Genomic DNA, 21,865 nt, shown 5'->3' on the forward strand with positions numbered 1-21,865 from the left:
TGCTAGTTTTACCGGTGCTGCTGGCAACCTTGCAGTCTGCTGCTGCATCAGGTGCCCGCAGCTGACAAAAGATGCGCCAGAGATAACTACAGGCCGCCTGCAAACAAATCAGCGTGGCACTGACAGCGAATGTGTGTCCGGTCTTTAAGCTGTATCCGCATCGCCTGTATTACTGGAGTGAGGTTAAACAGATGAATCCCGAGATAGAACCGGCACTGAGCGAAGCGGCCTGTGAAAGCTTGCAAGACCGCTATCTGGCCGTGCGCGCTCGCACGTTGGCCCTGGTTGCCCCATTGGACGCCGAAGATATGGTGGTTCAATCCATGCCCGATGCCAGTCCGGGTAAATGGCATCTGGCGCATACCACATGGTTTTTCGAGACTTTCCTGCTGTCGGCGCTGCTGCCTGACTATCCGCTGTTTAATCCGCAGTTTGGCTATCTGTTCAACTCCTATTACGAGGCGCTCGGACCCCGTCAGCCGCGCCCGCAACGGGGTTTGTTGACACGGCCCACGCTCACTCAGGTGCTCGACTATCGCAGTCATGTCGATGAATACATGACTGAGCTGTTGCAATCCGATCAATCCGGGACGGTGACGGAGCTGGTCGAACTGGGGCTGGCCCATGAAGAGCAGCACCAGGAATTGTTGCTGATGGATATCCTGCATCTGTTCGGTATGTCCCGTTTGAAGCCAGCCTACGATGAAGACTGGCCGGGCAATGCGCCGGGTCGACGTGGGCATTTCAAGCGCCTCGCAGGCGGCAAAGTGGAACTGGGTGCCGCTACCGATGGCTTTGCCTTTGATAACGAAACACCGCGGCATTCGGTCTGGCTACAACCATTTGAGATCAGCGATCGCTTGGTCACCAACGGTGAATGGCTGACCTTTATGGCTGATGGCGGCTACAGTCGTGCCGAGTATTGGCTGTCTGATGGCTGGACGCTGGTGCAGAACGAAGGCTGGCAAGCGCCACTTTATTGGGAACGGGCCGGACAATATTGGCAGCAAATGACGCTAGCGGGTCTGCGTCCCATCGAGCCTGATGCGCCGGTGACTCACCTGAGCTACTACGAAGCTGCCGCCTTTGCCCATTGGGCCGATGCCCGTCTGCCGACCGAAGCGGAATGGGAGCTGGCTGCTTGTAGTGGTGATCTCGAACAGATCGACGACGTGGCCTGGCAGTGGACACAAAGCGCGTACAGCGCCTATCCGGGCTTTCGCCCCTCCAGTAGCGCCGTTGGCGAATACAACGGCAAGTTCATGGTCAGCCAAATGGTCTTGCGTGGTGGCGCCAGCATTACGCCGCCCGGCCATGCCCGCCCCACTTACCGCAATTTCTTCCGCCCGGAACAGCGCTGGATGTTTTCCGGTTTGCGTCTGGCGCGCGACGTTGGCGCGCATGTAGACCAGAACAATGCATTTGCTGCCGACGTGGTGGCGGGACTGTCTGCTCGGGAGAAAAACCTCTCGCCCAAGTATTTCTACGATGCGGTCGGCTCCGACTTGTTCGAGGCCATCTGTGATACGCCCGAGTACTACCTCACCCGCACGGAAACCGCCCTGCTGGAAAGCGTGGCGCGCGAGGTGGCGGCAGATATTCCGGCCAATGCCGCGCTGGTCGAATTTGGCAGCGGCGCCAGCCATAAAACCCGGCTGGTGCTGGATGCCGCGCCGCAAATCAAGCTGTATGTGCCAATTGATATCAGCGAAGACGCACTGGCAGGCGCAATCACGCGCATGAACAAGAACTACCCGCGGCTAACGATTGCCCCGCTGGCAGAAGACTTCACTCGCGCCATCGAATTACCAGATGCAGCCCATGACTGCCGCAAGATTGGCTTCTTTCCTGGCTCCACCATTGGCAACTTCAGTCCACAAGAAGCCGTTACTTTGTTGCGTTCGGTGCGTCGGTTGTTAGGTGAAGATGCGCTGATGATTATCGGCGCTGATCTGGCCAAGGACGAAGCCACGCTGCACCAGGCGTATAACGATCGCCAGGGCGTGACGGCGCGCTTTAACAAGAACCTGCTACGGCGCATCAATACCGAACTGAATGGCGATTTTGATCTGGATGCATTTGACCATCTTGCGCTGTGGAACGAGCGGCACAGCCGCATGGAGATGCATTTGGTGAGCCGGATTGACCAGATCGTAAACGCGGCTGGCCATACTTTTGCCTTCCGCGCAGGCGAGCGCTTGCATACCGAGAATTCATACAAGTTCACGCCGACATCGTTTGCTGATCTGGTCGCGCAAGCGGGCTGGTCGGTGGTGCATCACTGGGTAAGCGATGAACCCCGTTTTGCGATTTTTACCTTGAAGGTGTCCGCAGCGCACTGACTTTTACGCGGTCATTGCGACTCCATACGACAACGCCCGGCATTAGCTGGGCGTTGTCGTTCTCAGAACTGATATGCCGATATATCAATCGGTTGCGTGGTTATCACAAGTTTTTGTAGAACACCGTGGTGCCGCACAGAGCGCCATCCGGCATCAATGCATAGCCGGGTATCTCGCCGCAAATCTGCCAATCCAGTCGTTTGTAGAGCCGCTCCGCATCGCCGCCGGTAACCGTATCGAGCACCAATAGTGTCTTTTGTGCCTGCGCGCTTGCACGTTCGATCTCTTGGACGAGCGCTGCGCCGACGCCCGCCTTGCGCGCGCTGCGGTGGACCAGTAGTTTGGCGATATCAGCCCGGTGCGGCTGGTTTTCTGGCTGATCAAGCACAGCTTGCACCGTGCCAACGATCCTATTTTGCTCATCGCGTGCCAACAGCAAAATGCGTTTGCCAGAGGCCACATCCGGGGCGAGCTTGCGCCAGAATGCTTCCGCATGGGCTTGATCGATCGGCAACATGAAACTCACCGAGGCGCCCCCTTCGACGCAATCGACCAGCAAACGGCCGAGCCCGGCTATAACCTCGGCCTGTTCCAGGTTCGTAGCGCGGGAAATAGTAAAGTTTGGGGACATTGTTCTGCTCACGTTATCCAGGGGCATGAAAAATCAGTTGCTGATGACCACGGCGTAATGCGCGTCTTCGTGGTGTGGGTTGAAAAAGGCGGTGGCCTGCTTGAGTTCGAAAGCCAGGCAATCCCCGGTAGACATGGCGTAGACCTCCTCGCCCACGGTGACGTCGATCCGCCCTTTCAGTAGCCAGATTTGCTGATGCACTCGCGGCTCGCGCGTGCTGCTCTCATAGGCCACACGGGCGCCGGCAGGAAAAATCACCTCAACAATCTGGATTGGCGATTGCACGCCGGGTGGTGAGATATTGCGGCGCAGATAGCCAGACTGCGGATCGCGCCATTCCGGTTGTTCGTGGCGGCGAATTAACGGCGCGGGCGTAGCAGGTTGATCTTCAAACAGGCTGGCCAGCGTCACCCCCAAAGCCACCGCGAGTTTTTCCAGCACCACGGCGGTGGCATTGCTCTGTCCGCGCTCAATCAGCGAGATCATCGAGCGGCTGACGTCGCTGCTGCTGGCCAACGCATCCAGTGACATATTGCGGGCTTTGCGCAGGCCGCTGACCCGGGCAGCAATACGGGTATTGATATCCATCGCGCACCTCAAAATCCAATATACTGTATTAATTGTGCATTATATTGGACAAAAATGTCAAAGCGCGAACAGCTAACGGTCAGAGATGGACATGGCTTGGGTTAATCTCCCTGCCCGGCTGGCTGCGGCTCAAGGGCGCGCGCCGCTGATGCAGCGGTGTTGATGTGCCACCAATCCGGCAGCAAGCGGCGTACCTTTGGCCAGCCAAAGCGGTCATCAATCAGATAGATAATCCCGCGATCTTGCTGAGTGCGAATCACCCGCCCCGCCGCTTGCACTACCTTTTGCAGGCCCGGATAAAGATAGGTGTAGTCATAACCATCGCCAAAAATGGCGGTCATGCGCTGGCGGATTTGCTCGTTAACTGGATTCACTTGTGGCAGGCCAAGCGTAGCCACGAACGCACCGATCAAGCGATTGCCGGGTAGATCAATCCCTTCGGCAAACGCGCCACCCAATACAGCCAGGCCGATCCCGCGCCCATCAACGGTGAACTGCGCCAGAAACTGTACGTGCTCGGGTTCGCTCATTTGTCTTTTCTGTACCCATTGCGGGATTGCCGGATGATGTAGCGCCAACGCATTGGCCACTTGTTGCAGATATTCGAAGCTGCTGAAAAATGCGAGGTAATTGCCCGGTTGTCTGGCGTATTGCCGGCCAATCAACGCCACAATCGGCGCCACCGAAGCCGCGCGGTCCTGAAAGCGGGTGGAAATTTGCTCGACCAGGTTGACCGATAATTGATCTGCCGTAAACGGTGACGGCACGTCCACCCAGGCGGTATCCGGCGACAAGCCCAAGGTATCGGCATAGAACCCGGCCGGACTCAGCGTGGCTGAAAACAAAACGGTGGTCTGACTGGCCGCAAAGCGGGGCTGCAAAAACGGCGCGGGCACCACATTGCGCAAACACAGCGTGGTGGCCGGTTTGCCCTGGGCAACGCGACGGGTGATATCAAACAGAGAGTGATCACCGAAGGTTTCGGCGATACGGCAGAACTGCATGGCATCGAAATAGAAACTCTGCAGTTGTGGGCTCAATCCAGCGGGCTGCTCGGTTAAATGCTCGGTGATTTCTCCAATCAAATTTTGCAGGGCAAGCAGTAGCTTGTCCGGTGGCGCGCAGTGAACGACATAGGGCTCGGTTTGCTCGCGTACCAGCGCGCTCCATAAGCGGGTAACCCGCTCCAGCGGCGCTTTGAGCGATGCAGGCGCCGTTTTGCGCAAAGCCTTGAGGCTGGTTTGCTCCAGTTGCGCGCTATACATGCTGCGGGCGCGCTCGAGCAGGTTGTGGGCCTCATCTACCAGTACGCCGGTTTGCCATTGATTGGTAACGCTCAGGCCGTGCAGCAAGGCGCTGGCGTCAAAGTAATAGTTGTAATCGCCAATCACCACGTCGGCCCAGCGCGCCATTTCCTGACTCAGGTAATACGGGCAAACCTGGTGCGCCAAAGCGGTTTCGCGCAGGCTGGGTTGATCCATTTGCGTTAGCGTCAGTGCGGCCTGGCGCGCTGCGGGTAGCCGATCATAAAAACCTTTGGCCAGCGGACATGATTCGCCATGGCAGGCTTTGTCCGGGTGCTCGCAGGTTTTGTCTCGTGCCACCATCTCCAATGTGCGCAGGGGCAAGCCTGGATTGGCGTGACCTAGTTTGCCGATAGCTTCGCGCGCCAGCGCCCTGCCCGATGTTTTGGCCGCCAGATAAAACACTTTGTCGAGTTTGTTCGCGGCAACCGCTTTCAGCAGCGGAAACAACGTTCCCATGGTTTTGCCGATGCCGGTCGGAGCTTGAGCCATCAGGCAGCGCCCGGTATGGGCCGCCTTGTATACGTTTTCCGCCAACACACGCTGTCCGGTTCTGAATGTCGGATGCGGAAAACCAAGCCCCTGTAGCGCTTGATTGCGCGTTTGCTGATGCGCCAGTTCTTGCTCTGCCCACGTCAGAAATGTGCTGCAGTGCTGCTCAAATAAAGTTTGCAGCGCCAATGCGCTGTGACTTTCGCATTCCAGCGTTTCTTTCTGGGTGACGATATCAAAATAAACCAGCGCCACATTCAGCTCGGAAAGCTGCAATTGCTGGCATAGCAACCAGCCATAAATCTTCACCTGCGCCCAATGCAAATGGCGGTGGTTCTCCGGCATGCGCGCCAGGTCGCCACGAAACGTTTTGATTTCTTCCAGTTGATTGCGTGTCGGGTCGTAGCCATCCGCCCGCCCCCGCACCAGCAGTTGCTGGTAGGTACCACTCAGGGCGATTTCTTTTTGGTAGCCCGCGCTACGCCGTGCAGTCACCGTGTTGTGGCCAGCGATGCCCTCCTGTGCGGTGGGCGCCGGGGTAAAACGCAAATCCAGATCCCCTTGTTTGGCGACGAACTCGCACAACTCGCGCACTGCAACTGTATAGGTCATTGGGCGCCTTCTGCCCATGTCACATAACAAACGGCGACTGGAATGTCGTGCTGCGCAAAGTGACTGAGCCAGCGTACCTGGTTGTCCTGTAATCGATCGCCCGGCCCTTTCACTTCAATGAGTTGGTAGCTCCGGGTGGCGGGCCAGAAGCGGATCAGGTCGGGCAAGCCGGCGCGGTTGGCCGGGATATCGGCCAGGATGCGTTCGAATATGCTGCGCAAATGCGTAGCCGGAATGCAGGCCAAGGCCAGTTCGAGTAGCGATTGATCAAGCCACGACCAGGCAACAAAGCTGGACTGGATGCCAAATTTTTGGGCAAAGCGTTGAAGTATGGTTTGCCGATAGCTGCCGTTATCCAGTTCGGCCAGGCACGCCGCAAATTGTTCGGCACGACGCGGGTAAAAATCGGGGCTGTTGAGGTCGGCTGGGCTGTGATGAAACGGATGAAAAAACGCGCCCGGCACGGGATGAAAAATGGCGGGCCAGCATAACAACGCGAACAAGCCATTCAACAAGATGTTCTCAACATAAAAAACCGGCGCTTCGGTAGTGCTCAAGTGATCACGCACCACGCACTCAACGGATGCCCCCGGAATTTGCGCGAGTGCCAGATTCAGTGTTTTCACTGCCGTTGCCGGGGCGACTTTGGGCCGAGCCAATCCCAGTGCACGGTGCAGTCGTGGCTGCATTCGTTGCAATTGCTGCAGCTCTGCTTCGCTTTCCGGCGCGCTCAAAGCGTGCTCGGCCAAGTGCCATGCTGCAGCGGGTTGGCCGAGCTTTTCCAGTACGCGTACGGCACGATGGCGTGCACCTGGATAATCGCATTCGCCGTATAGCCGCAATGCCTCATGCAATGGTCCTGCGCGCTCCAGTTGTTGTGCAATCTGGAAAACCAGTTTGCAACGACGGCGCTCAATCCACGGGTTGTCACTGCGGAGTGTGGCCAGTTCTCGCAAGATGTCCGCTGGTGCGGCGCCCTCTTCCAGTTGTTCACGGCATTGCGCCAACTGCAGATAAAGATCCACTTCCTGGCGGGTTTGAAATGCCCGGCTCTGCAGGGAAATTTCGACCGGTTCATAGCTGTAGATGCCCAGGTCAGCCAGCACGAACTCGGACCAGTCTTGCCGCAAATTGCCAAAAAACATCAAACGCAAACGCTCGCAGAAAGCATCGACCTGCAGCTGGTACACGTCATCCTCAATCGCCAGGCCCCATGCGGCCAAGGATTGCGCAGCGGACACAGTTGCCATGGCCCAGTCGCGAAGCTGGTCTTTGCGAGCCAGATTGGCGGGCGCCTGGCGAGTTAACGGGGTGAGTTCGGTTTTGATGAACAGGCCGAATAGCTGGGAAGCATCCAGTTCGGATTGCCGGTTCACCCAGCCCTGTGCCAGCAAAGCGGCAATGGCCGTATCTATGCAATCTATTTCTGGATAACGCAGTTTGCTGCGGCGAAACAGCATGCCTTTGCGCATCACCATCCGCACCAATAGCGCCTGGGCGGATTGGGGTAGTTGCGCAAATTGCTGCAAAAAGGCGAGTTCATCCGCCTCAAGCAGGTCGACATAACGCGTATCGATCCAGTCCAGAACTCGTTTGAAATTGCTCAGGTAATAGAACGGATCATCAAGTGCGCGTTTGGCCGCTGGAAAAACAACTGCATTCATTTCAACCCTTGGTGGTGCCACGACGGCATTTAGAACGAACGTTCTGGATGGTAGCAGAAAGGCATAAAACATGGGCTTGGATTGCCGTCGCAACCGACGAGCGCAAGCACCTGGTTGCACCCGTGGGAATCAACCTACAACAAGCCCCGTAGCGGGATTACAGCAAGCAGCCACCGTAAAAGCACAGAGTAAAGCTGTTGGGTGCACCAGTGAGTGCGCTCATTTGCAGGGGTTGCGCCGTGAATACTGTTCCCGGGGTTGTGCAGGCCATTGATAACGCGCTGGCGCGAGGCGAAGAAGTGGTGCTGGCGACGGTGGTAAAGGTAGAAAACTCTGCCTATCGTCGGCCAGGCGCCCGTATGTTGGTGTGTGCCGATGGTCAGCATGCCGGCACTGTCAGTGGTGGCTGCCTCGAAAGCGAAATTGTGCGCAAGGCATGGTGGCTGACCTCCGGCGGCGCACCGGTAGTTTGTCGTTACGACACCGGCGCGGGCGCAGAGGCGCAATGGGCATTTGGCTTGGGTTGCAATGGCGCAATCAACATCTTGCTGGAGCACGTAGATAAACACTCCCCACAACTTCATTGGTTACGCCAGGTGGCCGAACTGCGCCGCCCGGCCGCCTGCGCAGTGGTAATTGCCCGAACCGGCATCGGCAGCGTTGATGTCGGACAGCGGTTGTTTATCACGGCGGATGGCACGCAGGTGGGTGAATTGTCCGACCGCAATCTGCAAATCCGGGTGTTTGCCGATCTGGCACAAGCGCTCACAACCGGCTCTGCCCGCCAGCACGCGTACTTTGTAGATGGCGGCGAGGTTGAATTTTTCCTGGAAGTCATCGTCCCTCCACCACAACTTGTGATCTTTGGCGCAGGGCTGGACGCTGTGCCACTCGCGCAAATGGCCCACGACTTGGGCTGGCATGTCACGGTGGCGGATGGGCGCTCGCACTTTGCGCGGGCGGATCGCTTCCCGATGGCGGATCAAGTCATCGTGGCCGATCTGGATGATGCGCTGCCCGATTGCGGGGTTACCCGGCAAAGCGTGGTGGTGCTGATGACCCACAGTTATGAACAAGATCAACGCCTGCTGGAACAACTACTGGAAGTTCAGCCCCGTTATATCGGCCAGCTCGGCCCGCGCAGTCGTACCGAACGCATGCTCGATGAGATTGGTGCGCGCAGCAAGGCGCGGACGCTGATCGACGCGGGTGTTTTGCATTACCCGGTGGGGCTGGATATCGGCGCGGACAATCCGCAAGAGGTCGCCTTGGCGATACTGGCCGAAATCAAAGCCGCGATCAGCGGGCGCGATGGCGGCATGTTGCTGCGTCGCTCCGGCGCGATTCACTCGCCCATGACCATGGAAACTACAGCATGAGTCTAAGCGATCCACGTGGGCAGCCAGCCAGTCAACAACGCATTGTCGGTTTGCTGCTGGCGGCGGGTACATCCAGTCGCTTTGGTTCGCCCAAGTTATTGCATGCGTTGGCGGATGGGAGTCGCGTGGGCATCAGAAGCGCGCTCAACCTGATTGATGCCTTGCCTTGGTCGGTCGCCGTGGTGTCACCCCAGCGCGTGCTGTTGAAGTCGTTACTGCAAGCGGCCGGATTGCACGTACTGGAATGCGAGAACGCCCATTTGGGTATCGGCGAGAGCCTGGCCTTTGCCATTCGCAACACGCACAACGCCGCTGGCTGGGTGATTGCGCTGGCTGATATGCCCTTCATTGAGCCATCTACCATCCGGCTGGTGGCGCGGCGACTGGCGAACGGCGGCGCACTGGTGCTCCCCACGTATAACGGCAAGCGTGGCCACCCGGTGGGATTTGCTCATCACTATTTCGGGCAGCTGGCTGGATTGCAGGGCGACACTGGCGCGCGAGCATTGGTCGAGCAGGATGCGCATCTGGCGCAGTACGTGCCGGTGAATGATTCGGGCATTCATCTGGATATTGATACTCCGGCTGATCTGGCGCGTTATGACGAGCGTACGACACTCAATGCGGATACGCCGTCTGCATCAATCCAGCGCAGCTACGTTAATGGGCATGAAGGGATGATTCGATGAGCGCATTTTCCCCAAAAAACACCGACCCTGGCCGTCGCTCGCTGCTTAAGGCAGGCGCTGCGCTCGCGTCATTGGGCGTGCCCGGCGCATTGCAGTTAACGCCAGCACAGGCGGCGCAGGCAGCTGGTGACGCTGCTGTGCCCACGCCGCCGGCCATGCCAGTGCGCTTGTCGATCAACGGCCATCGGATGGATGTCTCGCTGGATACGCGTACCACCTTGCTGGATGCGCTGCGGGAACATCTACATCTGACCGGAACCAAGAAAGGCTGCGATCACGGTCAGTGCGGCGCCTGTACGGTGCTGGTTAATGGACGGCGTATCAACAGTTGTCTGACGTTGGCGGTGATGCATACCGACGACGAAATCACCACCATCGAAGGTGTGGCGCACGGCGATCAACTTCATCCGCTGCAACAGGCGTTCATTGAGCACGATGGCTTTCAGTGCGGTTATTGCACCTCGGGCCAGATTTGCTCTGCGCTGGGCATGCTCAATGAGGTCCGCAGCGGCATGCCTAGTCATGTCAGTGCTGATCTAACCGCGCAACCGCGACTCACCGCGCTGGAGATTCGCGAGCGTATGAGCGGGAATATCTGTCGCTGTTCGGCCTACCCCAATATCGTCGCCGCCATTCAGGATGCTGCGGGAGAGCACTCATGATTCCGTTTACCTACGAGCGTGCCACCGACGAAGCCGCCGCTGCGCGCGCCGCAGCTGGCAACAGCAACACCAAGTTCATCGCGGGTGGCACCAATCTGCTGGATCTGATGAAACTGCAAATTGAAAAACCGCAGCACTTGATTGATATCACGCACTTGCCACTCAACCGGATTGGACCCACGGAACAAGGCGGCCTGCGCATTGGCGCCATGGTCCGCAATAGTGATCTGGCCGCGGATACACGCATTCGCCGTGATTACGCGGTACTGAGCCGGGCGCTGCTGGCGGGCGCCTCTGGCCAGTTGCGCAATATGGCCACCACCGGCGGCAATCTGCTCCAGCGCACGCGTTGTTATTACTTTTACACGCCAGGTTTGCCCTGCAATAAGCGCGATCCGGGGTCGGGCTGCTCTGCGTTGCTTGGGTTTAACCGGATGCATGCCATCGTCGGGGCGAGTGATCAGTGTATTGCGGTCCATCCTTCCGATATGGCCGTGGCCATGCGGGTGCTGGATGCGCAGATCGAAACAATGAATGGCGAGGGCAAACGCCGGGTGATTCCGATTGCCGATTTTTATCGCTTGCCAGGTAACACCCCGCACCTGGAGAACAACTTGCAAGCTGGCGAATTGATCACTTCGGTGACCTTGCCGCCGCCCGTTCGTGGCGTGCACCTATATCGCAAAGTACGCGACCGGGCTTCATATGCATTTGCCTTGGTGTCGGTGGCGGCGGTGATAGAGCGCAGCGGCGATCAGATCAATAACGCACGGCTGGCGTTTGGTGGCCTCGCCCCGCAGCCCTGGCGGGTGCCTGCGGCAGAACAAGCGTTGCACGAGGCGCCGGGTACTGCCGTGAGTGCTGACCGTGCGGCCGACGCGGTCTTGGCGGGTGCAACTGGTCATGGCCATAACAACTTCAAAATCGATCTGACCCGCCGCACCTTGCAAGCTGTGCTTGCTGCCAGCCAGCGCGCCTGAGGAGCCGTCCATGGAAATGTCCAGCCCTGCCCCGCATAACCCCATTGACGACAACCGCCAAGGGTTGATCGGCAAGCCGCTGGATCGCGTGGATGGTCGTCTCAAGGTAACCGGTAGAGCGACCTACGCTTATGAATACGCCGACGCGGGTCAGCCACTGTATGGGTATGTAGTGGGCTCAGGCATCAGCAAGGGCCGGATCAGCGACATCAACACCCGCGCCGCCGAACGTGCGCCCGGGGTCAAGCTGGTACTGACGTATAAAAACATGCTGGATCAAGCCCCCAAGAGCAAGGAAAGCTCGCCGCAACTGGTTGATGAAAAGATCACCCATTACGGCCAACCGGTCGCGTTTGTGGTGGCAGATAGCTTTGAGCGTGCCCGCGCAGCAGCGGCGTTGGTGCAGCCGGTTTATCAGCAAGAGGCTGGCGTATATGACCTTGCCAAGGCACTGTCCCAAGCGCGTATGCCCAAGCCCGGCATTCAGCCAGCGGATAGCGCTCAAGGTCAGTTTGATAGCGCATTTGCCGCCGCGGCCGTTCAGCTGGATGAGACCTACACCACGCCGCATCAGTCGCACGCGATGATGGAGCCGCACGCGACGCTTGCGGTCTGGCATGGCGATCATCTCACGCTGTATACCTCAAACCAGATGTTGACCCAGGCGCAAGACACGGTCGCAAAAACCCTGCAAATGCCACCGGCACAAGTGCGGGTGATCAGCCGTTATATTGGTGGCGGCTTTGGCAGCAAGTTGCAAATCCAGGCGGACGTTATCCTGGCTGCGGCGGCGGCCCGCAAGCTGCAGCTACCGGTAAAAGTAGCGCTGACGCGCCCACAGGTTTTTCATGTAACCACCCACCGTACCGCCACCATCCAGCGCATTCGGCTGGGCGCAGATCGAGATGGTCATTTGCAGGCGATTGCGCATGAAAGCTGGAGCGGCAATACCTCAGGCGAGGAATTTTTTGAATCCGCAGCCGCGCAAACACGCTCGCTTTACGCTGCAGCAAATCGCAAAACGGCGCATCGCCTGAGTACGCTGGATCTGCCAGTTGCTTCGTCCATGCGCGCGCCTGGCGAGGCCGTGGGTTTGCTGGCCATCGAGTGCGCCATGGATGAATTGGCCGAAAAGCTGCAGCTTGATCCTGTTGAATTGCGTCGTCGCAACGAACCCGCCGAAGACCCGGAAAAACACGTGCCCTATTCGGTGCGGCAACTGGTGCCGTGCATGGATGAAGGTGCTCGCCGTTTTGACTGGGCGCGGCGTTCGGCTCGGCCCGCACAGCAGCGCGACGGTCGCTGGCTGGTGGGTATGGGTATGGCTGCGGCGATACGCAGCAATTTTTTGCGCCCTTCGCATGCCCAGGTGTCCATTGATGGTAGCGGCATCGTCACTGTAAAAATGGGCATGACCGATATCGGCACCGGTAGTTACACAGTGTTTACCCAGATCGCGGCCGAAATGCTCGGCGTTGCGCCAGAGCGGGTCAGAATGTTGTTGGGTGATACGGAGTTTCCGGCCGCGGCCGGTTCTGGTGGCTCATTTGGTGCGGCCAGTGCCGGTTCGGGTTTGTATGTCGCGTGTGACGCGTTGCGCAGCAAACTGGCCGTGCTGGCCGGGTTCGATGCGGCCACGGCCATTTTTGCAAATGGCCAGATCAGTAACGGACAGCAAAGCAAGTCGCTAGCGGCTCTCGCCGGGTCGGATGGTGTACAGGCCAATGGCGATATCCAGCCTGGTGATCTGGCTAAAAAATATTCACAGCAGGCCTACGGCGCCCACTTTGTCGAGGTGGGCGTGGATATGGATACCGGTGAAATCCGTATGCGCCGCATGCTGTCGGTGTTTGCCGCTGGCCGCATCCTCAATCAGAAAATGGCCCACTCGCAGGCTTTAGGCGGAATGACCTTTGGCATTGGCGCGGCGCTGACTGAGGAGCTGGTTGTAGATGACCAGCTTGGCCTGTTTGCAAACCATGATCTGGCCGAGTATCACGTGGCAACCCATGCGGACGTTCCAGCGCTGGAAGTGGTGTTCTTGCCCGAGGTGGATGACAAGGCCAATCCGCTCAAGATCAAGGGGATTGGTGAATTGGGTATCTGTGGCGCGGGTGCCGCCGTGGCCAACGCCATCTATAACGCGTGCGGGGTGCGGGTGCGCGATTACCCGATCACTCTGGACAAGGTGTTGGGCGGGCTCCCCAGGCAGGCCTGACTGCATTCGTCACATATAACGGTATTGCGCTGCACAAAAGCCCAACTCTTTCCATTGCGGCCAGCAGGGGCACGAGTGAATACTCTGCCCCGCGCTATTTCTGCTGCGCATTCCCCTGTATTTCTCCCCGCCTGCCATCGCTGTTTTTCAGCAAAACTGACCAGTATAAATCTCGCCCCGAGTCATGGGTTGCGTCTGGCTGCCAAAACGATAATTAACCAGGAAACTTCTGAGCGAAATCAACTTCCCATTGTCCTAATGACGTTATCGTATATCTCAATTTGACTATTTGTCGGTCTGGGGTGGCTGAACCTGCGGTTTGCCACTATTCAATACAAAGGCCCGTAAATAGTTGGCAGCATGCATTTCGCATATCGGCGCATTATTGCTGCAGAGAATTTCACTTCAGGAGATCCACAATGGCAGTATCCAATCTTCAGGAACTCAACGAACTGGTTGCACGGGTCAAACAGGCTCAGCAACGGTTTGCCACTTACAGCCAGGAACAAGTTGACGAAATTTTCCGCTGCGCTGCATTGGCCGTGGCCGATGCGCGTATCCCACTAGCCAAGATGGCAGTGGCCGAAACCGGCATGGGTGTGCTGGAAGACAAAGTGATCAAAAACCACTTTGCCTCTGAATATATCTACAACGCTTACAAAGACGAGAAAACCTGCGGCGTGCTGTCGGTGGATGATGTCTACGGCACCATGACCATTGCCGAGCCTATCGGCATCATTTGCGGGATTGTGCCGACCACAAACCCCACCTCTACCGCCATTTTCAAGGCGTTGATTTCTCTCAAAACCCGTAACGGCATCATCTTCAGCCCACACCCGCGTGCCAAAAAAGCCACGTGTGAAGCCGCTCGTCTGGTGCTGGAGGCTGCAGTTGCCGCTGGTGCACCGAAAGACATCATTGGCTGGATCGACGCTCCGACAGTTGAGCTTTCCAATCAACTGATGCATCACAAAGACGTTAATCTGATTCTGGCGACCGGCGGTCCTGGCATGGTGAAGGCCGCCTACTCTTCGGGCAAGCCAGCCATTGGGGTGGGTGCTGGTAATACTCCGGTTGTGGTCGACGAAACCGCCGATATCAAGCGCATGGTGGCATCTATTCTGATGTCCAAGACGTTCGATAATGGTGTGGTTTGTGCATCCGAGCAGTCCGTCATCATTGTTGATGAAGTCTACGAAGCCGCGAAAGAGCGTTTCTCCAAAGCGGGTGGTTATATCCTCAACAAGAAAGAAACCGAAGCCGTGCGCAAGGTTATCTTGATTGATGGCGGTCTGAACGCTGGCATTGTTGGTCAATCGGCTTTGAAGATTGCCGATATGGCTGGCATCAAGGTCCCGCCTTATACCAAGGTGCTGATTGGTGAAGTTGCATCGGTGGGCGAAGAAGAAGCGTTTGCCCATGAAAAACTGTCGCCAACGCTGGCCATGTATCGCGCCAAAGATTTCCACGACGCTGTAACCAAGGCTGAAGCCCTGGTTGCCTTGGGCGGGATTGGTCACACCTCTGCGCTGTATACCGACCAGGACTTGCAGGGCGATCGCATTGCCTACTTTGGCGACAAGATGAAGACCGCCCGTATCTTGATCAACACCCCGTCTTCGCAAGGTGGTATCGGCGACTTGTACAACTTCAAACTGGCACCTTCGCTCACGCTGGGCTGCGGTTCGTGGGGTGGTAACTCGATCTCGGAAAACGTTGGTCCGAAGCACTTGATCAACAAGAAGACCGTGGCCAAGAGGGCTGAAAACATGCTGTGGCACAAAGTGCCGAAGAACATCTACTTCCGTCGTGGTTGCTTGCCATTTGCCCTGGAAGATTTGTCTGGCAAAAAACGTGCATCTATCGTGACCGGCCCGTATCTGTTCAACAACGGCTATGCGGACGAAACCATCCGTATTCTCAAGCAGATGGGCATGGAAGTTGAAGTGTTTTATGAAGTTGAAGCCGATCCAACCCTTGAAGTGGTGCGTAAAGGCGTGCATGCCCTGAACACGTTCAAGCCGGACGTCATCATTGCATTGGGTGGTGGTAGCCCGATGGATGCCGCCAAGATCATGTGGGTGATGTACGAACATCCTGAAGTCCACTTCGAAGACCTGGCGCTGCGCTTTATGGATATCCGTAAACGCATCTACAAGTTCCCGAAAATGGGCACCAAGGCTGAACTGGTAGCGATTCCGACCACATCCGGTACGGGTTCTGAAGTCACACCATTCGCAGTGGTTACTGACGAAAAAACCGGCATGAAGTATCCGATTGCCGATTACGAACTCACCCCGAACATGGCCATTATTGACGCCAATCTGGTCATGGACATGCCCAAGAGCTTGACCGCTTTTGGTGGCATCGATGCAGTAACTCACGCGCTGGAAGCTTATGTTTCGGTAATGGCGAACGAGTACTCGGATGCGCAAGCCCTGCAAGCGCTGAAGCTGTTGCAAAAGTATCTGCCTTCGTCGTACATCAACGGCTCGCAAGACCCGAAAGCACGCGAAGCTGTGCACAACGCAGCCACCATCGCCGGTATCGCTTTTGCCAATGCTTTCCTTGGCGTGTGTCACTCCATGGCTCACAAGATTGGTGCCGAGTTTGGTCTGGCCCACGGCCTGGCCAACGCGTTGCTGATCTCGAACGTGGTGCGTTATAACTCGGTGGATATCCCGACCAAGCAAGCTGCATTCAGTCAGTACGATCGTCCGATGGCCAAGTGCCGTTACGCCGATGTCGCCGAACATCTTGGCCTGAAAGGCAAGAATGACGACGAAAAAGTTGAAGCACTGATCGAGTGGATTGATGGCATGAAGAAGACGCTGGGTATTCCGGCCTCCATTCAGGCTGCCGGTGTGCCGGAAGATATCTTCCTGTCCAAGCTCGAAACCGTGGCAGAAGAAGCGTTTGATGACCAGTGTACTGGCGCCAACCCGCGCTATCCGCTGATCGCCGAACTCAAGCAACTGCTGCTGGACAGCTACTACGGCCGCGCTTATGTAGAGGCCTACGAGCGTGATCAAACCGTGGTGGAAGAAGTGGTCGCCAAGGCACAAGCATCGGCCAAGGCAGCTGCCAAGTAATTTGTCCGTTGTGCTGAAATCAAAGGCTCCGACATTAGTCGGGGCCTTTTTTATGTCCGCGTTTTACGCAAACCAGCTCACAGTTGTTTCGTTTGTGTCTTGTTGACGGCAAAACCATTAGCGTTTGCCGACAGTCTTGATACGATCAACGCCCCGCCCGCCTTTGAATGACTGGTTTGTGACTACCCATCGCTTTGCCCGTATCGCCCCCGCCTTGTTTGTGCTGCTTTGGAGTAGTGGTTTTGTCGGCGCCAAATTCGGCATGCCGTGGGCGCCTCCTTTGCATTTTCTGGTGGCCCGTTTTGCTGCCGTATTGGCGATCATGCTGCCCGCTGCGCCGTTCTTGCGCGTTACCTGGCCGCGAAATCAATTGCTTATCCATACCGCACTGGCTGGACTTCTGGTGCAGACCGGCTATTTCACTTGCGTGTTTATGGCTATGCACACCGGTTTGTCAGCGGGCATGGTGGCGCTGATTGCCGGATTGCAACCGGTTATGGTCAGTATCTTCGCCGGATTGGTGCTGCGCGAAAGACGCAACCGCCTGCAGTGGATCGGGCTGGCGCTGGGCGTTGCCGGTGTATTTATGGTGATCCAGAACAAGCTGGGGCACGGCAATGTGACTGGCCTTGGCGTCGCGCTGGCCTTTGTCGCGCTGGTAAGCATCAGCCTGGGAACGGTCTATCAGAAACGGTTTTGTAACGGCGTAGATGTGGTGGCAACGTCGATCATCCAGTGTGCGGTGTCGTTGCTGATTCTGTTGCCGCTTGCTGCCTTGTTCGAGAGTGGCTCTATCCACTGGAATGGGCAGTTCATTTTCTCGCTACTGTGGGTGGTTGTTGTGGTATCCATCGGCGCCATTGGCATTCTGTTATGGCTACTGCGTCATGGCGAGGCTGGCCAGGTATCTGGATTGTTTTTTCTGGTACCGCCCACCACCGCCGTTATTGCCTGGCTGTGTTTTGGCGATGAATTGTCTGCTTTCATGCTGGCGGGTATCGCTCTGACCATGCTCGGGGTCTATCTGGCGTCGCCACGCAACTGATAGCGACGCCAGCCGGTCATCCTGCCTCAACGAGCTTGCTCGTCCTTCTGTTGATGCTGTTCATCTGGTTTGTGCTGGTGCTCCGGATGTCCGGTCGGTGGGTTGTGGGCGTGTGGGTACTGAGTGGGTTGCGATCTGTTCTGCGTCTTTTGCGGCGCAAAATTCTGCGCGGGCACGCTGCGGTTGTAGTTCGCCGGTTGCTGTTCCATGGTCGCCGGACGCTGTGGCGCAAGCTGTTGCCCCGACTCAGGCTGACCGCGTGCCTGGTTGGGCGCATTTTCATAATGCGGAGCAATCGGCGGATTTGCGCGGGGCTCCATGTTCCGCCCAGTATTTTGTTGCCACCCCTGTTGTGGCGCGCGCCCGGCTGGCGGGTGCGGCACAGCGTTGGCGTTTATCTCGCGAGTATCAGGTTGCGGAGCAATTTTTGGTGATTGTCCTTGCGGCACGCGCACCGGTTGTGCCACCGGTTTGGGCTGATTACCACTGCTCTGGCTGTTGCCGTTAACAGGAACCGGTGCGGCTGCGCGCGGCATCGCCGTGTGAACCACGTTGACTTGGGGCTGTACTGCCGCGGGTCGCACTTGAGTCAGCGGTGCGCCTGCACCTGGAACAGCTTGACCATGCGCGGCGAACCGCCCTGCCAGTTCATCGTGCGCGGCAAATGGCTGTGGTGGTGTGCGGGTGCTGATGACTGGCCTGTTGAAATTGCCGCCGCTGAACGCAGGTGCGGGTTTGGCCGAACCAACCAGGCTCTGGTTGACTGGCGCAATACGGGGCGCGCTTTCAAACTGGGCCTGACCTAGTTGCTGTGGTTTGATTGTCGCCGCAGCGCCTTGCACCGGCTGACCTTTTACAAACGCGCTTGCAGCCATGCCGGTAATCGCATTGGGCGCGTTCTGGTTTACGTACACCGCTTTATTGACGGTCACGTTGTTGATCACCGTGTTGTTAACCACGGTTGTACGATTAATGTTGGTGATGTAGTTGGCGCTACTGCCATAAGCAGGTCGATAGACTTCTCCCGGCCCCAGCGGAAACCAGGCCACACCGGGGCCGCTATTTACTGAGACATGCAGTGAGAAAGCATTACCGCCGGCAAACGCCACCAACGCTGGTGCGTACACCGGATGCGGATGTACCGGGCCAGGTACCCAGCACCAGCTACTGCCCAGATAAGCCCAGCGACCATAATGGAAAGGCGCGAACCCCCACGGTGCATCGTCCACCCAGGTCCAGCCCCAGGGCGCGATCCAGACCCAATGACCGTAGTGATAAGGCGCCCAGCCGACAATGGTTGTCCGTGGCACCCACACCGCACCGTATTGCGGCACTGTCTGCCAGGAGCCATTGTCGTCCAGCGCTTCGTAGCCGGTTACTTCACGCGAAACATAATGCGCGGAGACCGAATTGTCTTCTCGTTGGTCGCGGGCCAGCGCCCAGCGATCAAACTCATCCTCGCCCGGACCTGCAATGGCAGACTGTTCCTGTAAATCGGTACCGGACCAGGTAATCTGGTCACCATCATGCAACGAGAAGCTATTGTTGGCGCTGCCCAGCGCGCTGCCATTGCCATGCCAGACCGTCACTCGCGTGGTATTGCTGTTCGGGTCAACATCCAGTCGATAATCCCCAGCGCCGTTCACCACGAATGCCAGGTTGGGCGTATCGACTTCAACTTGCTGGCCGCTGAGCAACGTGCGTACACGCAGATTCAGCGTGCCTTGGGTTATTTTGAGTTGGGTGTTCTGATCATCCAGCGCCAGAAAAGACAAGCTGGTCTGGTCGCCCAGGCGCAAAGCAGTAGACCCCAGGTGCAGTTCGGCGCGACCGGCTTTATCCACCCACAACTGGTCGCCAGTGGTCATTGGGCGATTGATTGGGGCGTAGGCCCATTCGTTGCTGCCTGCCGGAGCGAACGTTACCGAGCCTTCGACCGCACTCAGACGGGCAACTTGTGATGGCGGATCATCGGCCCAAGCGGCGCTGACCAGTAAACTGGCGAGCAGAACAAATTCGTGCAGCAGACGTTGTAGTTTGGTCATTGCCAGCCCCTTTTTTAATTGCCTGGATATAGTCAATTAACGGTTCTGGCGGGGTTGCGTTGATATGGATGCGGTAAGCAAGTTCACAGTTGTGCAACCGAATGTGACTGCGGCGACCTGATTACTCAAGTCGCCGCAATGTTGCACAGAATGTTTTGATGTCTGTTGTTACTCAGCCATCATTTCGTCCAGTTGTGCGGTCAGGTCTAGCCAGGTCAGTTCAATCTCGTCGATCTGTGCCTTGATATCCGCCTTGCGCAGCAAAGCCGCTTGCAGCTTGTCTTTGTTGGCGGCTTCGTACAGATCTTCAGCGCCCAATTTGACGGTCAGTTCGTCATTCTCGGTGTTAAGGGTGGCGAGTTGCTTTTCCAGCTTGGCCAGCTTTTGCTCGACTGGTTTACGCTGATTGGCCAAACGTTGCCGTGCTTCCGCCTCGGCTCGCTTCTGCGCTTTCCGATCAACCTTCGGCTCGTTGCTGGCAGGTGTAGCGGCTTCGTTGGCGCCGGCCTGTTGGGCCGCACGCACTTCCTGGCTGTAACGCGTGTAATCATCCAGGTCGCCGTCAAACGGCCGTACAGTGCCGTTTTCGATCAGCCAGAAGTTATCAACCGTCGCTCGCAACAAGTGGCGATCGTGCGAAACCACAATGATTGCACCTTCAAAATCCTGCAGCGCCAGGGTCAGCGCTTGCCGCATCTCGATGTCCAGGTGGTTGGTTGGCTCATCCAGCAATAGCAGATTGGGCTTTTGCCAGATCAGCAAGGCCAGCGCCAGACGGGCTTTTTCGCCACCGGAGAACGGGCCAACCGGCGTAGAAGCCATGTCGCCACGGAAGTCAAAACCGCCCAGATAATTACGCAGCTCTTGCTCGCGGGTTTTCGGGTCGAGCTTTTGCATGTGCCACAGCGGCGATTCATCCAGCCGCAGTTCATCCACCTGATGCTGGGCAAAATAACCGATCTTCAGGCCCTTGCCTTCGATACGCTCGCCACTCAACAGATCGCGATCTGCCGCCAGGGTCTTGATAAACGTCGACTTACCTGCACCGTTCACGCCCAGCAAACCCAGTCGAGCCGTGTTTTCCAGGCTCAGGTTCAACTCGGACAAAATCGGCGAGGCGATATCGTAACCGGCACTGCCGTTTTCCACGCGCACCAGCGGATTGGGGCTGGATTCGGGTTCACGGAAGGTAAAGGTAAATGGCGAATCCACGTGCGCGGCGGCAATCTTCTCCATCCGTTCCAGCGCCTTGACCCGGCTCTGCGCCTGGCGAGCTTTGGATGCCTTGGCCTTAAAGCGGTCCACAAACCCTTGCAAGTGGGCGATTTCGCGCTGCTGTTTGTCGAAGGCTTGTTGTTGCTGCGAAAGCTTCTGCGCGCGCTGATTTTCAAAGTCGGCGTAGTCGCCGGTGTACAGCGTCAATGCGCCGTCGCCCACATGCAAGATGGCGTTGATGGTGGCATCGAGGAAGTCGCGATCATGCGAGATCACCAGCAACATGCCTTGATAGCTGCGCAACCAGTTTTCCAGCCAGACCACGGTTTCCAGGTCCAGGTGGTTGGTTGGTTCGTCGAGCAGCAGAACGTCGGAGCGGCACATCAGCGCTTGTGCCAGGTTCAGCCGCATACGCCAGCCGCCGGAGAATTCCGAAACCGACTTGGTCATTTCATCTTGCGAGAAACCCAGACCGGCCAGCAGCTTGGATGCGCGGGAATGAGCGGTGTAGCCATCAATGGCATCGAGCTTGGCCAGTAATTCGCCGTGGCGCAGGCCGTCTTCAGTATCGTGCTCCAGCAGATGCTGCACTTCGCGCAATTCGGCGTCACCATCCAGCACGTAATCCAGCGCGGAACACGACAGTGCGGGTGTTTCCTGGGCAACGTGGCCGATGGTGGCGCGTGGCGGCATTTCCAGATCACCGGCGTCCGGATGCAATTCACCGCGCAGCAAGCCAAAGAAGCTCGATTTACCGGCGCCATTGGCGCCAACGATGCCCACTTTGCTGCCGGGATAAAGGGTAAGGTCGGCGCGATTCAGCAGAACTTTGGTGCCGCGCCGTAAGGTCAGGGATTTAAGTCGTATCATTGCGGCATTTTATCAGATGGTCGGCCTGCCACGCGGG

General features: G+C 57.4%; 14 protein-coding genes. 8 read left to right on the forward strand and 6 right to left on the reverse strand.

Annotated features, from left to right (window positions below; all coding sequences use genetic code 11):
* Positions 1–191 precede the first annotated feature (191 nt).
* Complete coding sequence (gene egtB, locus N7220_RS00085; RefSeq protein WP_283149432.1) at positions 192–2,342, forward strand: ergothioneine biosynthesis protein EgtB; 2,151 nt, start codon at positions 192–194, stop codon at positions 2,340–2,342.
* A 103-nt stretch (positions 2,343–2,445) separates the two neighbouring features.
* Here egtB and N7220_RS00090 read toward each other — a convergent pair whose 3' ends face one another.
* From N7220_RS00090 to N7220_RS00105, 4 genes are all read right to left on the reverse strand, one after another.
* Positions 2,446–3,000, reverse strand: a complete 555-nt coding sequence (locus N7220_RS00090) for a GNAT family N-acetyltransferase (RefSeq protein WP_283149433.1) — start codon at positions 2,998–3,000, stop codon at positions 2,446–2,448.
* Positions 3,001–3,006: 6 nt separating this feature from the next.
* Complete coding sequence (locus N7220_RS00095; protein ID WP_283149434.1) at positions 3,007–3,561, reverse strand: helix-turn-helix domain-containing protein; 555 nt, start codon at positions 3,559–3,561, stop codon at positions 3,007–3,009.
* Between the two features lie 101 nt (positions 3,562–3,662).
* A complete protein-coding gene (locus N7220_RS00100) occupies positions 3,663–5,969 on the reverse strand; it encodes an ATP-dependent DNA helicase (RefSeq protein WP_283149435.1) in 2,307 nt (768 codons plus the stop codon).
* Positions 5,966–7,633, reverse strand: a complete 1,668-nt coding sequence (locus tag N7220_RS00105; protein ID WP_283149436.1) for a VRR-NUC domain-containing protein — start codon at positions 7,631–7,633, stop codon at positions 5,966–5,968. Before N7220_RS00105 ends, N7220_RS00100 begins: the two co-directional genes overlap by 4 nt.
* Positions 7,634–7,872: 239 nt before the next feature.
* Here N7220_RS00105 and N7220_RS00110 point away from each other — a divergent pair, with 239 nt between their 5' ends.
* The 7 genes from N7220_RS00110 to N7220_RS00140 all read left to right on the forward strand — a co-directional run bounded on the left by N7220_RS00110 (position 7,873) and on the right by N7220_RS00140 (position 17,698).
* A complete protein-coding gene (locus tag N7220_RS00110; protein ID WP_283149437.1) occupies positions 7,873–9,012 on the forward strand; it encodes an XdhC family protein in 1,140 nt (379 codons plus the stop codon).
* The gene (locus N7220_RS00115; protein ID WP_283149438.1) at positions 9,009–9,701 is read left to right on the forward strand and encodes a nucleotidyltransferase family protein; all 693 of its coding nucleotides are present in this window, start codon (positions 9,009–9,011) and stop codon (positions 9,699–9,701) included. The genes N7220_RS00110 and N7220_RS00115 overlap by 4 nt, the downstream gene beginning before the upstream one ends.
* On the forward strand, positions 9,698–10,363 hold the full coding sequence (paoA, locus tag N7220_RS00120) for an aldehyde dehydrogenase iron-sulfur subunit PaoA (protein WP_283149439.1): 666 nt from the start codon (positions 9,698–9,700) through the stop codon (positions 10,361–10,363). The genes N7220_RS00115 and paoA overlap by 4 nt, the downstream gene beginning before the upstream one ends.
* Positions 10,360–11,343: an FAD binding domain-containing protein gene (locus N7220_RS00125; protein WP_283149440.1), complete on the forward strand. Its 984-nt coding sequence runs from the start codon at positions 10,360–10,362 to the stop codon at positions 11,341–11,343. The genes paoA and N7220_RS00125 overlap by 4 nt, the downstream gene beginning before the upstream one ends.
* Positions 11,344–11,353: 10 nt before the next feature.
* Positions 11,354–13,561: a xanthine dehydrogenase family protein molybdopterin-binding subunit gene (locus tag N7220_RS00130; RefSeq protein WP_283149441.1), complete on the forward strand. Its 2,208-nt coding sequence runs from the start codon at positions 11,354–11,356 to the stop codon at positions 13,559–13,561.
* Between the two features lie 419 nt (positions 13,562–13,980).
* Positions 13,981–16,653: a bifunctional acetaldehyde-CoA/alcohol dehydrogenase gene (gene adhE / locus N7220_RS00135; protein WP_283149442.1), complete on the forward strand. Its 2,673-nt coding sequence runs from the start codon at positions 13,981–13,983 to the stop codon at positions 16,651–16,653.
* A gap of 178 nt (positions 16,654–16,831) precedes the next feature.
* Positions 16,832–17,698 (forward strand): DMT family transporter, encoded by an 867-nt coding sequence (locus N7220_RS00140; protein ID WP_283149443.1) that lies wholly within the window; start codon positions 16,832–16,834, stop codon positions 17,696–17,698.
* A gap of 26 nt (positions 17,699–17,724) precedes the next feature.
* Here N7220_RS00140 and N7220_RS00145 read toward each other — a convergent pair whose 3' ends face one another.
* The gene (locus N7220_RS00145) at positions 17,725–19,743 is read right to left on the reverse strand and encodes a DUF6600 domain-containing protein (protein ID WP_283149444.1); all 2,019 of its coding nucleotides are present in this window, start codon (positions 19,741–19,743) and stop codon (positions 17,725–17,727) included.
* Between the two features lie 168 nt (positions 19,744–19,911).
* Positions 19,912–21,828, reverse strand: a complete 1,917-nt coding sequence (locus tag N7220_RS00150; RefSeq protein ID WP_283149445.1) for an ATP-binding cassette domain-containing protein — start codon at positions 21,826–21,828, stop codon at positions 19,912–19,914.
* Positions 21,829–21,865 lie beyond the last annotated feature (37 nt).

The sequence above is a fragment of the Silvimonas soli genome (genome assembly GCF_030035605.1).
GTDB classification, from domain to species: Bacteria; Pseudomonadota; Gammaproteobacteria; order Burkholderiales; family Chitinibacteraceae; genus Silvimonas; species Silvimonas soli.

Excerpts from the sequence above, each read along its gene's own strand:
- N7220_RS00090 (WP_283149433.1), bottom strand. The coding sequence starts at position 3,000 with ATGCCCCTGGATAACGTGAGCAGAACAATGTCCCCAAACTTTACTATT.
- N7220_RS00130 (WP_283149441.1), top strand. The coding sequence starts at position 11,354 with ATGGAAATGTCCAGCCCTGCCCCGCATAACCCCATTGACGACAACCGC.
- N7220_RS00125 (WP_283149440.1), top strand. The coding sequence starts at position 10,360 with ATGATTCCGTTTACCTACGAGCGTGCCACCGACGAAGCCGCCGCTGCG.
- adhE (WP_283149442.1), top strand. The coding sequence starts at position 13,981 with ATGGCAGTATCCAATCTTCAGGAACTCAACGAACTGGTTGCACGGGTC.
- N7220_RS00100 (WP_283149435.1), bottom strand. The coding sequence starts at position 5,969 with ATGACCTATACAGTTGCAGTGCGCGAGTTGTGCGAGTTCGTCGCCAAA.
- N7220_RS00145 (WP_283149444.1), bottom strand. The coding sequence starts at position 19,743 with ATGACCAAACTACAACGTCTGCTGCACGAATTTGTTCTGCTCGCCAGT.
- N7220_RS00115 (WP_283149438.1), top strand. The coding sequence starts at position 9,009 with ATGAGTCTAAGCGATCCACGTGGGCAGCCAGCCAGTCAACAACGCATT.
- paoA (WP_283149439.1), top strand. The coding sequence starts at position 9,698 with ATGAGCGCATTTTCCCCAAAAAACACCGACCCTGGCCGTCGCTCGCTG.
- N7220_RS00095 (WP_283149434.1), bottom strand. The coding sequence starts at position 3,561 with ATGGATATCAATACCCGTATTGCTGCCCGGGTCAGCGGCCTGCGCAAA.
- N7220_RS00105 (WP_283149436.1), bottom strand. The coding sequence starts at position 7,633 with ATGAATGCAGTTGTTTTTCCAGCGGCCAAACGCGCACTTGATGATCCG.
- egtB (WP_283149432.1), top strand. The coding sequence starts at position 192 with ATGAATCCCGAGATAGAACCGGCACTGAGCGAAGCGGCCTGTGAAAGC.
- N7220_RS00150 (WP_283149445.1), bottom strand. The coding sequence starts at position 21,828 with ATGATACGACTTAAATCCCTGACCTTACGGCGCGGCACCAAAGTTCTG.